We start from the raw sequence: 15,011 nt of genomic DNA on the forward strand, positions 1-15,011 counted from the left end.
GATAGTGAAGCTAGGGCGGTCCAACAAGGCGGGCAAATGATTTCGGCCGACACCATCGTCGCGCTTTCCAGCGGCCGCCTGCCCGCCGGCGTCGCCGTCATCCGCATTTCGGGGCCAAAGACTCGATTCGTTGTCGAAACGATCGCCGGCGGTATGGTTAAGGGCCGCGTGGCCAGCCTGCGCAAGCTGCGGGCGCCCGATGGCGGCGTGCTCGACAGTGGCCTGGTGATCTTTTTCCCCGGCCCCGGCAGCTTCACCGGCGAGGACGTGGCGGAATTCCAGGTGCATGGCGGCCGCGCCGTGGTGGCGAGGCTGTTGGAGACGATCGCCGGTTTCGAAGGCGTCAGGCACGCCGAAGCGGGCGAGTTCACGCGCCGGGCCTTCCTCAATGGCAAGGTCGATTTGGTAAGGACGGAAGCGCTGGCCGATCTGGTCAACGCCGAGACCGAGGGGCAGCGGCGCTTCGCGGTGCAGAATGCCGAGGGCGCGCAGGCCGAGCTTTATCTGAGCTGGCGGCGGCGGCTGATCCATGCGCGCGCCATGATCGAGGCCGAGATCGACTTTGCCGACGAAGACGACATTCCCGGTTCCGTTTCGGATACGGTCTGGTCTGATGTTTCGGCGATGATCGGGGAGATCGAGCGCCACATTGCCGGGTTTCGTGCCGGCGAAATCATCCGCGACGGGTTCGAGGTTGTTATCCTCGGCGCCCCGAATGCCGGCAAGTCGAGCCTGTTCAACGCCTTGGCGCGGCGCGATGCAGCTATTGTAACGGATGAGCCAGGCACGACGCGGGACCTGCTCGAGATCGTGCTTGACCTCGAAGGCCTGCGGGTCAGGCTGACCGACACCGCAGGCCTGCGCGACGCCGCCGGCAAGGTGGAAGCGATCGGCATCCAGAAGGCGCGAGCCAAGGCGCATGGCGCCGACCTCTTGCTCATCCTCGAGGATATGGCCGACCCGCATCCCGTTGCTCTTCAACGCGAGGGGATCGCGACCTTGCGCGTGGGCACCAAGCTCGATTTGGTGCAGGAAAGAGCCCCCGCCGGGCTTACAGGCGGTTATGATCGCGTCATTTCGACCAAGAACGGGACGGGCGTGACGGAACTGCTGGCCGAAATCGCCAGGCTCGCGGCCGCGCAGGTTGGCGAAGCGGGCGACATCCTGCCCTCACGGCTTCGCCACGTTGAATTGCTAGGCGAAGCCAACCGCTTCCTGCTGCGCGCGGCCGAGAGCCCGGACGCCGGGCAGGAACTGCGCGCCGAGGATCTGCGGCTGGCCGCCGACCGGCTCGGCCGGATCGTCGGCGCGGTCGATGTCGAGGACATGCTGGATGTGATTTTCTCGCAGTTCTGCATCGGGAAATGATTCACGTGGAACATTGTCGGGGCGCCGACGCCGTCGAGCCTCCCTTCTCCCCGTCACTCTACGGGGAGAAGGTGCCGGCAGGCGGATGAGGGGCAGCGCTGACCTTGGCCTTATCATGAAGCGCCCGGCCGATGACTCACGTGAAACAGAGGGGCTCTCCAACCCGACGTTGTTTCACGTGAAACGGCTGCGCCGGGGTCAATCGCCAGCGTCGGCGCTACCCCGCACTTGCCTGCCGGCATTCTCTTATCCGGCATTCTCTTATAAAGACGGGGAGAGGGCGCTGTTATTTCCGGTTTCGGCAATTATCAGCTTTGTAAATGAAGGTGCCGGCTTTGCGGTCAGCGCTGTCTCCCTGTGCCAGGGAGGAGTGCCGACACGGCGCCGGGGGGCGGCGCCGGCGGTCGATACACGTGACTCACGTGAAACACTACAATGAGGCTCGCCGTCCTGTTTCACGTGAAACTCCCGCGAAGTTTCTTGACACCGTCCCGCTGCGGGGACATCTCTCCACCAAACTTCGGATCCAGGACGTTTGAAATGACCGATCACTATGATGTGGTTGTGGTGGGTGGCGGCCATGCGGGCAGCGAGGCGGCCAGCGCGGCTGCGCGTGCGGGCGCCAGGACAGCGCTGGTGACGCTGCGTTTCGACACGATCGGCGTGATGTCCTGCAATCCGGCCATTGGCGGGCTCGGCAAGGGCCATCTGGTGCGCGAGATCGATGCCATGGACGGGCTGATGGGCCGGGTGGCGGACGCGGCCGGCATCCAGTTTCGCCTGCTCAACCGGCGCAAGGGGCCGGCCGTGCGCGGCCCGCGCACCCAGGCCGACCGGAAACTTTACCGGCTCGCCATGCAGGAAGCGATCCGGCAGCAGAACGGTCTCGATGTGATCGAGGGCGAGGTGCTCGACTTCGACATCGACGATTCGGGATGCCTGCGCGCCGTTCTCCTGGCCGATGGCCGGCGCCTTGCCAGCGGCGCGGTGGTCCTGACCACCGGAACCTTCCTACGCGGGCTGATCCATATCGGCGAGAAGAAGATTGTCGCCGGCCGCATGAATGAACAAGCGAGCCTAGGGCTGTCGGCGACGATGAGCCGCGCAGGCTTCAAGCTCGGCCGGCTGAAGACCGGCACGCCGCCGCGCCTCGACGGGCGCACCATTGACTGGGCGTCGTTGGAGAGCCAGGCGGCGGATGACGAACCGGTGCCGTTCTCGCTGCTGACCGACCGCATCGAGACGCCGCAGATCGAATGCGGCATCACGCGCACGACCGCGGCCACGCATGAACTGATCCGCGCCAATCTCGGGCGCTCGGCCATGTATTCGGGCTCGATCGAAGGCGTCGGGCCGCGCTACTGTCCGTCGATCGAAGACAAGATCGTCAAGTTCGGCGACCGCGAAGGCCACCAGATTTTTCTAGAGCCGGAAGGCCTGGACGACGACACGGTCTATCCCAACGGCATCTCGACCTCGCTGCCGGAGGAGGTTCAGCTCGAAATCTTGAAGACCATCCCGGGGCTGGACCGAGCGGTGATGCTGCAGCCCGGTTATGCCATCGAATACGACCATGTCGACCCGCGCGAGCTTCATCCGACCTTGGAGACGAAGCGCGTCGGGGGCCTGTTTCTAGCCGGGCAGATCAACGGCACGACCGGCTATGAGGAGGCCGCCGCGCAAGGTCTGCTGGCGGGCCTCAATGCCGCAAGGCGGGCGTCGGGCAGCGAGCAGGTCGTGCTCAGCCGCACCGAAGCCTATATCGGCGTCATGGTCGACGATCTGACCAGCCGCGGCATCAGCGAGCCTTACCGCATGTTCACCTCGCGCGCCGAATTCCGGCTTTCGCTGCGCGCCGACAATGCCGACGAGCGGCTAACGCCGCTGGCTGCAAGGCTGGGTATAGCGTCAGCCCGGCGGATGCAGCGGTTCGGCGAGGTGGAGCAGCGCCTCGCCGAAGCGCGCCGGCTGGCGCTCGGCGTAAAGCTGACACCCAACGAGGCGGCGCGCCACGGGCTGGAGGTCAATCGCGACGGCGTGCGCAGATCCGCCTATGAACTGCTCGCCTATCCCGGCGTCGACGTGGCTTGGGCGGCCCGAATCGATAGGAATTTCGGGACGATCGACGCCAGGACGGCGGAGCGCCTCGAAACGGAAGCGAAATATTCGGTTTATCTCGATCGCCAGAAGAGCGACGTCGCCCAAATCCGGCACGAGGAAAGCCGGCTCATCCCCGAGTCGCTCGACTTCGCCGAGGTGCCGGGACTATCGAACGAGCTGAAGCAGAAGATGCATGCGCGGCGACCGCGTTCGGTTGCCGACGCGCAGCGCATGGAAGGCATGACGCCGGCGGCGCTGGCCATCATCGTCGCTCATATCAGGCATTCCGAGAGCGCGCAAAGGGACGTCGCGTGAGCGCTGCCTCCTGGGAGAGGCTGCGCAACGCCGCCGGTCCGGTTTCACGTGAAACATTCGATCGCCTCGTGGTGTTCGAAGGGATGTTCCAGAAATGGAACCGCAGCATCAATCTCGTCGCGCAGTCGACGGCCGGCGATGTCTGGCAACGCCACATACTGGACAGCGCGCAGCTCTGGCGAATCGAGGACAAAGCGCGGCGATGGGTCGATATCGGCTCGGGCGGCGGATTTCCGGGACTGGTCCTGGCGTTCCTGCTTGCCGAGCGTGACGGCGCCAGCATCGACCTGGTCGAAAGCAATCGCAAGAAAGCGGGATTCCTGCAAGCCGTCGTCGGCCAGTTCGGCCTGCCGGCGCGTGTCGTGGCGCGCCGCATCGATGACAGCCATGCGCTTGTCGCGGCACCGGAAATCGTCACGGCGCGGGCGCTGGCGCCGCTTTCGACCTTGCTTGAGCTGGCGGGACCGTGGCTGACATCAGGCGCGCGTGGGCTGTTCCACAAAGGCCGGGATTACCGCGCCGAAGTGCAAGAAAGCGTTAACCGCTGGAGCTTCGATCTGGTAGAACATCCAAGCATGACCGACCCTGGCGGCGTCATCCTTGAACTGTCCAATGTGCGACCTGTCTGAACAAAGACCTGTCCGAATCCGTGTTGGCGACCCAAAATGAATTCCTGGCATAGACCCATGATGAAGAACGGCCCTCGAATCATCACCGTAGCCAACCAGAAGGGCGGTGTCGGCAAGACCACCACTGCCATCAACCTGGCCACCGCGCTGGCGGCGATCGGCGAGAAGGTGCTGATCGTCGACCTCGATCCGCAAGGCAATGCCAGTACCGGCCTCGGCATCGACCGCAAGGACCGCACGGTGTCGTCCTATGACGTGCTGACCGGCGAGCTGGAGCTGGAGGAGGCGGCGATCCCGACGGCGGTGCCCGGCCTGTCGATCGTGCCGTCGACCCTCGATTTGCTCGGCATCGAGATGGAGATCGCCTCGGCGCCGGACCGGGTGCTGCGGCTGCGCAACGCCCTGCGCGCCGCATCGGCGCGTTCGGCCGGGTTTGGCTATGTGCTGATCGACTGTCCGCCGTCGCTCAATCTCTTGACCTTGAATTCGATGGCGGCGGCCGATTCCGTTCTGGTGCCGCTGCAATGCGAGTTCTTCGCGCTGGAAGGTCTCAGCCAGCTGCTCGAAACCGTCGAGCAGGTGCGCCGCTCGATCAACCCGGATCTCACCATCCAGGGCATCGTGCTGACCATGTATGACGGCCGCAACAACCTCGCCAACCAGGTGGTGCAGGACGTGCGCGAGCATATGGGCGACAAGGTCTACGAGACCATCATCCCGCGCAATGTGCGGGTCTCTGAAGCGCCGTCCTACGGCAAACCGGCGATCCTCTACGACCTCAAATGCTCCGGCAGCCAGGCTTATCTGCAGCTTGCGTCGGAAGTGATCCGCCGCGAGCGTAAATTGCGCGCCGCTTAACAAGCGGCCGCGCATGGAGCAAAAGCCGATTCGATACCGAAACAATCTGGAACCGAAATGAGCGAAGACCTTTCGAGAAAGAGACTGGGCCGCGGGCTGGCAGCGCTGATCGGCGAGATCGACCGTCCGAGCGCGCCGGAGAAGCCTGGGATGAGTGCCGACGGCAAGGTGCCGATCGAGTTCCTGACGCCCAATCCGAAAAACCCGCGCCGGCATTTCGGCGATGCCGAGCTGACCGACCTGGCGCAATCGATCCGCGAGCATGGGGTGGTGCAGCCGGTGGTGGCGCGGCCTTCGCCGTCGCAGGCCGGGCGCTACGAGATCATCGCCGGCGAGCGGCGCTGGCGTGCCGCGCAACGCGCCGGATTGACCGAGATCCCGGTCATCGTGCGCGAGGTCAACGACCGCACGGCGCTGGAACTAGCAATCATCGAGAACGTCCAGCGCGCCGATCTCAACCCGGTCGAGGAAGCGCTCGGCTATCAGCAGCTCATCGACGATCACGGCTACACCCAGGCCGATCTCGGCCAGGTCATCGGCAAAAGCCGCAGCCATGTCGCCAACACGCTGCGGCTGCTGAAGCTGCCCGACGTGATCCGCGACATGCTGGTCGACGGGGCGTTGTCGGCGGGCCATGCCCGCACGCTGGTGACGGCGGAGGACCCGGCGGGGCTTGCCAAGCGCATCGTCGAGGAAGGGCTCTCGGTGCGCCAGGCCGAAGCGCTGGCGCAGATGCCGGCCGGTCCAACCCCGGCGAAGCCGAAGCAGGCGAAAAGCGCGCCGGAAAAAGACGCCGACACGCTGGCGCTGGAAAAGCTGATGACCGGCACGCTCGGCATGATCGTGACCATCGACCACACGAACAAAGGCGGCGAGATTCGCGTGGCGTACCGGACGCTGGAGCAGCTTGACGAGCTGTGTCGGAGATTGAAACAAGAGCGGTAGTTAGCCGGCGAACTTCAACAAAGCGGAAGCTACAACGCAGGGACGAGGGCTGGCTGTCCGCCAGCCCTTTCGTTTGAAGCGCTGGCGATTGGCGAAAAAGCAGCGCCATCGGCATCCGTCGCCAGCCGCGCTCGCGGCTTGACAGTGCCCGGCAACGGCGTAACCTCTATTAGACAAGGCTTAAATTAATTGCCCTAGCGTGCCGGTCAGTCGCGGCGAGGGCTATCTGCCATTCCTGCAACAGGCGTGAAATGGCACCGCCTCGCCAAAGCAATATGCCGACGCGCGCCTGACGCAAATGGGAGGTGCAAATGGCAGTCCGTTGGCAATTGTCCGGAAGTTACTTCGAAAACTGTAGCTGCGATGTCGTGTGTCCTTGCCTGCTGTCTACCAACGCGCAGCTGACATCAAGGCCGACGAAAGGCTTTTGCGACGTCGGTCTGGTCTTTCATATCGATACGGGCAGTTACGGCGACGTTCGGTTGGATGGGCTCAGCGTCGCCATGGTTGCCCACACGCCGGGTCCGATGGCAGACGGCAACTGGACGGCCGCCGCCTATATCGACGAACGGGCCGATGACAGGCAGACAGAGGCGCTAGGCGCCATCTTCACTGGCGTCGCGGGCGGCCCCATGGCGGTGCTGGCACCCTTGATCGGCACGAATCTCGGCGCCAAGAAGGTGCCGATAAGCTACCGGATAGACGGCAAGAAGCGGTCGGCGGAGATTGCCGGCGTCATGCGAATGGCGGTCGAGCCGCTGCCGACGATGCGCGAGGACGGGCAGATGTGGGCGGCCACTGGCCATCCCGTCAATCCCGACTGGCTCGCCTTGGCGATGGGGGCGGAAGGCAGTACATTCAGCGACCATGGCATGAGCTGGGACAATTCCCGCCGGAACGGACATTACGCCCCGATCAACTGGTCCGGCCAGCAGTAGCCGTTGGCCGCAGAGTACGGGACGTACTTCGTCCATGGTGCAGACGTTGCAGCGATACATCATTCTCGCGCTGCTGATCGCTATCGCGGCGGCGGCATGGACCTTGCTCATCCGGCAGCAGACGGGCATGGACGCGGACATGCGCATGGAAATGTACTCGCTCACCATGGGCATGAAGGCGCCGCTGTTTCTTGCCGTCTGGATGATCATGATGATTGCCATGATGTTTCCGACGGCCGCCCCCATGATCCTGACATTTCACCGGGTCCAGGCCGGCAAACGGGGCCGGGGCGAGACCTTTGTTTCGAGCTGGGTGTTCGTGGCCGGGTACATGCTGGTCTGGGGCGTGATGGGCGTTATCGCCTTTGCCGGCGCGGCGGGTGCGGAGGTGCTCGCCGGGCATGTGGGATTGTCCACGGCGACGGCCGCGCGTGTCGGCGGCGCGCTGCTGATGCTTGGGGGCGCCTATCAACTTTCCCCACTGAAGGATCTGTGTCTGGCCAAATGCCGCACGCCGATCGGCTTCATCCTGACCTCATGGCGCGATGGTTACTGGGGCGCGGTTCGCATGGGTCTGGAGCATGGACTTTTCTGCCTGGGCTGCTGCTGGCTTCTGTTTCTCGCCCTCTTTCCTCTCGGGATCATGAACGTTGCCGCAATGGCCGTGGTCACCTTGCTGATATTCGCGGAAAAGACCCTGCCGTCTGGAAATGGGATCGCGAAGCTGTCGGGCATCGCTCTGCTGCTCTATGGCGCGGCGGTGCTGGTCTTTCCACAGGCGCTGCCGACCTTTGAGCCGGTAGGCGCCATGACAATGAATTGACCAACGGAGGCAGCGCCCGGCGCCAAAGGGCCTAACGCTGCGCCAATCTCGCGCTCTCCACCGCGATCCCGAGCAGCGCCTGCCTTGCCAGCGCCACCGACAGGTCCGGCCTTCGCCGCGTCTGCAGCACGGCGGTCTGCAGCCGGGTCAGCGCGCGGCCGAGCGCCTCGACGCTCCAGCGTTCCAGCGCCTTCTCCACCAGCTTGCGGCGCGAGAAGAAAACCGGCGGGCGCGCCGCCGCCACCACCGACACGGCATTGCGGCCGCCGGCCTCCATCTGGCCGCGCATGGACTGCATCGCCTGAAACTGCCGCATCGCCGAGGACAGCACCAGGAAGGGTTGGCCGCCTGCCTGGCAATGGCGGGTGAAGGCGGTGTCGAACTCGCCGACCTTGCCTTCGAGAAGCGCGTCGACGGCATCGTCGAAGGACGCGCCGGAAACGTCGCCGGACATCGCCCTGACGTCGTCGAGGCCGATTTCCTTCTGGCCATGGACATAAAGCAGCAGCTTGTCGATCTCGCCGCGCGAGGCCAGCCGGTCGCCGCCGAGATTGCGGCGCAGCGCCTGTCTTGCCTCAAGCGTCATCGTCGCGCCGGTCTTGCGCAGCTCGTCGTCGATCACGGCATCGATGTCCCTGGCCTCGTCGGCATAGCAGGGCAGCGCCATGGCGTTGTCGGCCGCCTCGACGACGGCGCGCAGCCCGACGCCCTTCTTGAGATCGCCGGCCTCGATGAGGATGATCGCGTCCCGCACGGGCTCCGCCGTCAGCGCCTTGACGTCGTCGGCCAGCGCCTTCTGGCCGCCGGCATTGCGCACCCACAGCAGGCGGCGGTCGGAAAACATCGGCACGGTGCGCGCCTCGTCGAGCAGCCGGCCCTCGTCGCGCTCGACTTCGGAGCCGTCGAGCCTGACCACCGAGAAGGGGTCGTCGAGCGGCAGGCCGGTCGCGGCGGCAAAAGCCTTGGCGCGCTCCGAGACGAGGCCGCGATCGGGGCCATAAAGCAGGACGATCGCCATGCGCGGGTCCGGCTTCGCGAGCCAGGAATCCACTTCGTATGCTTTCTTCTGTGCCATCGAGGGTGGTTAGCATGATGTTGGGGCGGAGTGAACGTTTTCCAGTTCACCTCGGAAGAACTGCTTCGAGGGAAGATCGACCCCCACCCCGTCGAGCTTCGCTCGACACCTCTCCCCCGATCGACGGGGGAGAGGAAGGGTGCGAGCTCGCCAAGTTTGACGCCTTTCCTCTCCCTCCGGAGGGGGAGAGGTGGCCCGGCGCAGCCGGGACAGAGTGGGGGGAAGCCGTTTGCCAAACGCGCCGCCGCTCCAAGACACGCGCAATGACCGGCGAGGAAGAAAACCGGGTAATCAAGCGGAAGCAATGCTTCGAGGGAAGGTCGACCCCCACTCCGTCGAGCTGCGCTCGACATCTCCCCCGATCGACGGGGGAGAGGAAGGGCGCCACGTTTGGCGGACCCGCGATTCTCCTCTCCTTCCGCAGGCGTGAAGTGGGCGCGGCAGCCAAGCTTGCCAAACAATCACCTTATCTGGCGACAAATCTCACGCGACCTTGCGCCTAATTGCGCGGCGCCGCCCAACATCGACAAGAAATTTCGCCGACATATCTTCATCTTGGTGCGCGGCAGGCTGTATCGGCCGGCTTGGCCGGCCCGATGCCCGGAGGCTTGCCCGGTGAATTCGCACTGGCGGCGCGGATGTGCAAATATCGGCGCCAGGCGACATGGAGGACGAAGCTCATGGCCGATGCTGGGATGTCGCGCTTCCATGTTCCGGAGCCCGAGGTGCGGCCGGGCGGCACGCCTGATTTCTCCAACGTGACCATCGCCGCCGCCGGCTCGGTGCCGCGCCCCGAAATCGACGTCGATCCACGCGCCATCCGCGACATGGCATTCTCGATCATCCGGGTGCTGAACCGCGCGGGCGAGGCGGTGGGGCCGTGGGCGGGGCTGCTCTCCGACGAGGAACTGCTCGAAGGCCTGCGCCACATGATGACGCTGAGGACCTTCGATGCGCGCATGCAGATGGCGCAGCGGCAGGGCAAGACCTCCTTCTACATGCAGCATCTGGGCGAAGAGGCGGTGAGCTGCGCCTTCCGCAAGGCGCTCGCCCCCGGCGACATGAATTTCCCGACCTATCGGCAGGCCGGGCTGCTCATCGCCGACGGCTACCCGATGGTCACGATGATGAACCAGATCTATTCCAACGAGGCCGACCCGCTGAAGGGCCGGCAATTGCCGATCATGTATTCGTCCAAGGAGCACGGCTTCTTCTCGATCTCGGGCAATCTGGCGACGCAGTATATCCAGGCGGTCGGCTGGGCGATGGCCTCGGCGATCTCGAACGACTCAAGGATCGCCGCGGCCTGGATCGGCGACGGCTCGACGGCGGAATCCGACTTCCATTCGGCGCTGGTGTTCGCCTCGACCTACAAGGCGCCCGTGGTGCTCAATGTCGTCAACAACCAGTGGGCAATCTCGACGTTTCAAGGCATAGCGCGCGGCGGCGCGGGCACTTTCGCCGCGCGCGGGCTGGGTTTCGGCATCCCGGCGCTGCGCGTCGACGGCAACGACTATCTCGCCGTCCACGCCGTGGCGAAATGGGCGGCCGAGCGCGCGCGCAGCAACCTGGGGCCGACGCTGGTCGAATATGTCACCTACCGCGCCGGCGCGCATTCGAGCTCGGACGATCCCTCGGCCTACCGGCCGAAGACCGAATCCGATGCCTGGCCGCTCGGCGACCCGGTGGTTCGGCTGAAGAACCATCTCATCCGGCTCGGCGTCTGGTCGGAGGAGCGGCACAAGCAGGCTGAAGCGGAAATCCTCGACACGGTGATCGCGGCGCAGAAGGAAGCCGAAAGCCACGGCACGCTGCACGCCGGCGGCAAGCCGTCGACGCGCGACATGTTCGAGGGCCTCTATGCCGAGATGCCGCCGCATCTGCGGCGCCAGCGCCAGCAGGCGGGGGTCTGAGCCATGCCGAGGCAGACCATGATCGAGGCCATTCGCGACGCGATGGACGTGTCGATGGGGCGCGACGAGAAAGTGGTGGTGTTCGGCGAGGATGTCGGCTTTTTCGGCGGCGTGTTCCGCTGCACGCAAGGCCTGCAGGCGAAATACGGCAAGAGCCGCTGCTTCGACGCACCGATCAATGAATCCGGCATTGTCGGCTCGGCCATCGGCATGGCCGCCTATGGTCTGAAGCCGTGCGTGGAGATCCAGTTTGCCGACTACATGTACCCGGCCTACGACCAGCTGACCCAGGAAGCCGCGAGGCTGCGCTACCGCTCGAACGGCGACTTCACCTGCCCGATCGTGGTGCGCATGCCGACCGGCGGCGGCATATTCGGCGGCCAGACGCACAGCCAAAGCCCGGAAGCGTTGTTCACCCATGTGTCGGGGCTGAAGACCGTCGTGCCCTCGAACCCGCATGACGCCAAGGGGTTGCTGATCGCGGCGATCGAGGATCCCGACCCGGTCATCTTCCTCGAGCCGAAGCGGCTCTACAACGGCCCCTTCGACGGCCATCACGACCGGCCGGTGACGCCGTGGTCGAAGCACGAGCTGGGCGAGGTCGCCGACGGCCACTACACCGTGCCGCTCGGCAAGGCCGCGATCCGCCGGGCCGGCTCCGCCGTCACGGTGTTGGCGTACGGCACAATGGTCTATGTCGCGCAGGCGGCGGCCGAGGAGACCGGCATCGATGCCGAGATCGTCGATCTCAGGACGCTGTTGCCGCTCGACCTCGACACCATCGTGGCGTCGGTGAAGAAGACCGGACGCTGCGTCGTGGTGCACGAGGCGACGCTGACCTCCGGCTTCGGAGCGGAGCTGGTCGCGCTTGTGCAGGAAAACTGCTTCTACCATCTGGAGGCACCGGTGGCCCGCGTCGCCGGCTGGGACACGCCCTATCCGCATGCGCAGGAATGGGACTATTTCCCCGGTCCGGCCCGCGTCGGCCGGGCGCTTACGGAAACATTGGAAGCCTAGAACGGGGAGGCCCGACATGGGCGAACACATCATCAAGCTGCCCGATGTCGGCGAGGGCGTCGCCGAGGCGGAACTCGTCGAATGGCATGTCAAGGTCGGCGACATCGTGCGCGAGGACATGATGCTTGCCGCCGTGATGACCGACAAGGCCACGGTCGAGATCCCTTCCCCCGTCGACGGCGAGATCCTGTGGCTGGGCGCCGATATCGGCGACACGGTGGCGATCGGCTCGCCCATCGTGCGGCTGAAGGTGGCCGGCGAGGGCAATGTCGTTGGCGGTGCGATGCCGGCGGAAGTGACGGCTGAAAGTATCTCCGATGATACGGGGGCTCGCCCGGTCTCGGACCTGGAGCCGTCATCGCCCAATCTGTCGCCGTCATCCTCGGGCTTGTCCCGAGGATCCGCCGTCCCACAGGGATATGACGCGACCAGTTCCGGAAGGTCGGTAGATCCTCGGGACAAGCCCGAGGATGACGGCGCCAGGTCCAAGGTCAACAGCGCGCCGCGTGCGCAAGGTGAAAGGCCGCTGGCCTCGCCGGCCGTGCGGCTGCGTGCGAAGGAAGCGGGCATTGACCTCAGGCAGGTCCAGGGAAGCGGCCCGGCCGGTCGCATCGGCCATGAGGACATCGAGGCGTTCCTGGCGCGCGGGCCGCACATGGCCAAGGCATCCGGCCTCGCCCGCAACGATGCCGTCGAGGACATCAAGGTGGTGGGCCTGCGGCGCAAGATCGCCGAGAAGATGACGCTGGCGGCGTCGCGCATCCCGCACATCACCTATGTCGAGGAGGTCGACGTTACCGCGCTCGAGGATCTGCGCGCCGCGCTCAACAAGGAGAAGCGGGCGGCCAAGGGGGTAGAAAGGCCAAAGCTGACGCTGCTGCCGTTCCTGATGCGCGCGATGGTCAGGGCGATCGCGGACCAGCCCAACCTCAATGCGCTGTTCGACGACGAGGCCGGCATCATCCACCAGCATGGCGGCATTCATATCGGCATCGCCGCGCAGACGCCGTCGGGACTGGTGGTGCCCGTCGTCAAGCACGCCGAGGCGCTGGACATCTGGGAATGCGGCGCGGAGGTCGCCAGGTTGGCCGAGGCGGCCAAGTCGGGAACCGCGACGCGCGACGAGCTCTCCGGTTCGACCATAACCATCACCTCGCTCGGCGCCATGGGCGGCGTGGCGACGACGCCGGTCATCAACCACCCGGAAGTGGCGATCCTCGGCGTCAACAAGATGATGGTGCGGCCGGTATGGGACGGCACCCAGTTCATCCCGCGCAAGATGATGAACCTGTCGTCGAGCTTCGACCATCGCGTCATCGACGGCTGGGACGCGGCGGTGTTCATCCAGCGCATCAAGACGCTCCTGGAAACGCCGGCGCTGATTTTCGTGGATTGAGGGTGGATCATTCGAGATGATGACGGGAGAGCGCCCCCCTCTGCCTTGCCAGGCATCTCCCGCACAAGGGGGGAGATCAGATGTCACGCCGGCTTTCGCCAATCACCAGCGCTGCGGGATTGAGCGAGGCGCCGAAGCCTCCAATCTCCCCCCTCGTGGGGGAGATGTCCGGCAGGACAGAGGGGGGCGCGAAGAATCTCGACGGAGCGTTTCCTCGGATCGAAGGGTCACGTCATGAAAGAAATCTCCTGCAAGCTGCTGGTCATCGGCGCCGGGCCGGGCGGCTATGTCTGCGCTATTCGTGCCGGGCAGCTCGGCGTCGATACCGTCATCGTCGAGGCCGGCAAGCCGGGCGGCACCTGTCTCAATGTCGGCTGCATTCCCTCCAAGGCGCTGATCCATGCAGCGGAGGAGTTCGAGAAGGTCGCGCAGATGGCGGGCGGCAACAGCCCGCTCGGCATTTCGTTGGCCGCTCCGGCGCTGGATCTGGGCAAGACGGTCGCCTGGAAGGACGGCATCGTTAGTCGGCTTAACAGCGGCGTCGCCGGCCTGCTCAAGAAGGCCGGGGTGAAGACCGTGCAGGGCTGGGCGACGTTTCGAGACGGCAAGACCGTCGCGGTCGAGACCGAGACGGGAAGCCAGGTGATCCGCGCCGAAGCGGTGGTGATCGCCACCGGCTCGGCGCCGGTCGAATTGCCGTTCCTGCCGTTCGGCGGGCCGGTGATCTCGTCGACGGAAGCGCTGGCGCTGAAGGAGGTGCCGCAGCGGCTGGCGGTGGTCGGCGGCGGCTATATCGGCCTGGAGCTCGGCACGGCCTTCGCCAAGATGGGCGCGGCGGTGACCGTGGTCGAGGCCTTGCCGCGCGTGCTGGCGCAGTATGACGCCGAACTGACGCGGCCCGTGGTCAAGCGGCTGGCGGCACTCGGCGTCGAGGTTATCACGGGGGCCAAGGCCAAGGGCCTGTCGACGAAGGGCGACGCGCTGCTGGTCGAGACCCCGGACGGCAAGGATGCGAGGATCGCCGCCGACAAGATCCTGGTCACGGTCGGCCGCAAGCCGGTGACGGAAGGGTGGGGGCTCGACCAGATCGACCTCGACATGGCGGGGCGATTCATCCGCATCGACGAGCAGTGCCGCACCTCCATGCGCGGCATCTTCGCCATTGGCGACGTCACCGGCGAGCCGATGCTAGCGCACCGGGCGATGGCGCAAGGCGAGATGGTCGCCGAAATCGTCGCCGGCCATAAGCGGAGCTGGGACAAGCGGGCTATCCCCGCCGTCTGCTTCACCGATCCGGAGCTGGTCACCGTCGGCCTGTCGCCCGAAGAGGCCAAGGCGCTCGGTGGGGAAATCAAGGTCGGGATGTTTCCCTTCGCCGCCAATGGCCGCGCGATGACCAGGATTGGCGAGGACGGCTTTGTCCGCGTCGTCGCCCGCGCGGACAATCATCTGGTGCTGGGCATCCAGGCGGTCGGCCAAAGCGTGTCGGAACTGTCGACGGCCTTCGGCCTGGCGCTCGAAATGGGCGCGCGGCTGGAGGACATCGCCGGCACCATCCACGCCCACCCGACGCAGGGCGAAGGCTTCCAGGAAGCGGCCCTGAAGGCGCTGGGACACGCGCTGCATATCTAATT

The 15,011-nt window shown here is 65.5% G+C and carries 12 protein-coding genes; 11 read left to right on the plus strand and 1 reads right to left on the minus strand.

Going from position 1 to position 15,011, the window contains the following annotated elements:
• Window positions 1–36: 36 nt before the first annotated feature.
• From mnmE to FJ949_RS02185, 7 genes are all read left to right on the plus strand, one after another.
• Window positions 37–1,368: a tRNA uridine-5-carboxymethylaminomethyl(34) synthesis GTPase MnmE gene (gene mnmE / locus FJ949_RS02155; RefSeq protein ID WP_140491919.1), complete on the plus strand. Its 1,332-nt coding sequence runs from the start codon at window positions 37–39 to the stop codon at window positions 1,366–1,368.
• Window positions 1,369–1,908: 540 nt separating this feature from the next.
• The gene (mnmG, locus tag FJ949_RS02160) at window positions 1,909–3,783 is read left to right on the plus strand and encodes a tRNA uridine-5-carboxymethylaminomethyl(34) synthesis enzyme MnmG (protein WP_140491922.1); all 1,875 of its coding nucleotides are present in this window, start codon (window positions 1,909–1,911) and stop codon (window positions 3,781–3,783) included.
• Window positions 3,780–4,412: a 16S rRNA (guanine(527)-N(7))-methyltransferase RsmG gene (rsmG, locus tag FJ949_RS02165; RefSeq protein ID WP_140491925.1), complete on the plus strand. Its 633-nt coding sequence runs from the start codon at window positions 3,780–3,782 to the stop codon at window positions 4,410–4,412. The genes mnmG and rsmG overlap by 4 nt, the downstream gene beginning before the upstream one ends.
• Window positions 4,413–4,469: 57 nt before the next feature.
• Window positions 4,470–5,270 (plus strand): ParA family protein, encoded by an 801-nt coding sequence (locus FJ949_RS02170; RefSeq protein ID WP_140491929.1) that lies wholly within the window; start codon window positions 4,470–4,472, stop codon window positions 5,268–5,270.
• Between the two features lie 57 nt (window positions 5,271–5,327).
• A complete protein-coding gene (locus tag FJ949_RS02175; protein WP_140491933.1) occupies window positions 5,328–6,215 on the plus strand; it encodes a ParB/RepB/Spo0J family partition protein in 888 nt (295 codons plus the stop codon).
• 311 nt (window positions 6,216–6,526) lie between these two features.
• Window positions 6,527–7,153: a DUF1326 domain-containing protein gene (locus FJ949_RS02180; protein WP_140491936.1), complete on the plus strand. Its 627-nt coding sequence runs from the start codon at window positions 6,527–6,529 to the stop codon at window positions 7,151–7,153.
• A gap of 34 nt (window positions 7,154–7,187) precedes the next feature.
• The gene (locus FJ949_RS02185; protein WP_140491939.1) at window positions 7,188–7,976 is read left to right on the plus strand and encodes a DUF2182 domain-containing protein; all 789 of its coding nucleotides are present in this window, start codon (window positions 7,188–7,190) and stop codon (window positions 7,974–7,976) included.
• Window positions 7,977–8,007: 31 nt separating this feature from the next.
• Here FJ949_RS02185 and holA read toward each other — a convergent pair whose 3' ends face one another.
• A complete protein-coding gene (holA, locus tag FJ949_RS02190; RefSeq protein ID WP_140491942.1) occupies window positions 8,008–9,051 on the minus strand; it encodes a DNA polymerase III subunit delta in 1,044 nt (347 codons plus the stop codon).
• A gap of 680 nt (window positions 9,052–9,731) precedes the next feature.
• On the opposite strand from holA, the gene FJ949_RS02195 reads away from it, so the two are divergent.
• The 4 genes from FJ949_RS02195 (at window position 9,732) to lpdA (ending at window position 15,009) form a co-directional block, all read left to right on the plus strand.
• Entirely contained in the window at window positions 9,732–10,964 is a 1,233-nt protein-coding gene (locus tag FJ949_RS02195) for a thiamine pyrophosphate-dependent enzyme (RefSeq protein ID WP_140491945.1), read from the plus strand.
• A 3-nt stretch (window positions 10,965–10,967) separates the two neighbouring features.
• Complete coding sequence (locus FJ949_RS02200; protein ID WP_140491948.1) at window positions 10,968–11,981, plus strand: alpha-ketoacid dehydrogenase subunit beta; 1,014 nt, start codon at window positions 10,968–10,970, stop codon at window positions 11,979–11,981.
• Between the two features lie 16 nt (window positions 11,982–11,997).
• Window positions 11,998–13,377 carry a dihydrolipoamide acetyltransferase family protein gene (locus tag FJ949_RS02205; protein WP_140491951.1) on the plus strand — a complete coding sequence of 460 codons (1,380 nt, stop codon included), beginning with the start codon at window positions 11,998–12,000 and terminating at the stop codon, window positions 13,375–13,377.
• Window positions 13,378–13,611: 234 nt separating this feature from the next.
• On the plus strand, window positions 13,612–15,009 hold the full coding sequence (gene lpdA / locus FJ949_RS02215) for a dihydrolipoyl dehydrogenase (protein ID WP_140491954.1): 1,398 nt from the start codon (window positions 13,612–13,614) through the stop codon (window positions 15,007–15,009).
• Window positions 15,010–15,011 lie beyond the last annotated feature (2 nt).

Source organism: Mesorhizobium sp. B2-4-1 (genome assembly GCF_006442185.1).
Classification (GTDB): Bacteria; Pseudomonadota; Alphaproteobacteria; order Rhizobiales; family Rhizobiaceae; genus Mesorhizobium.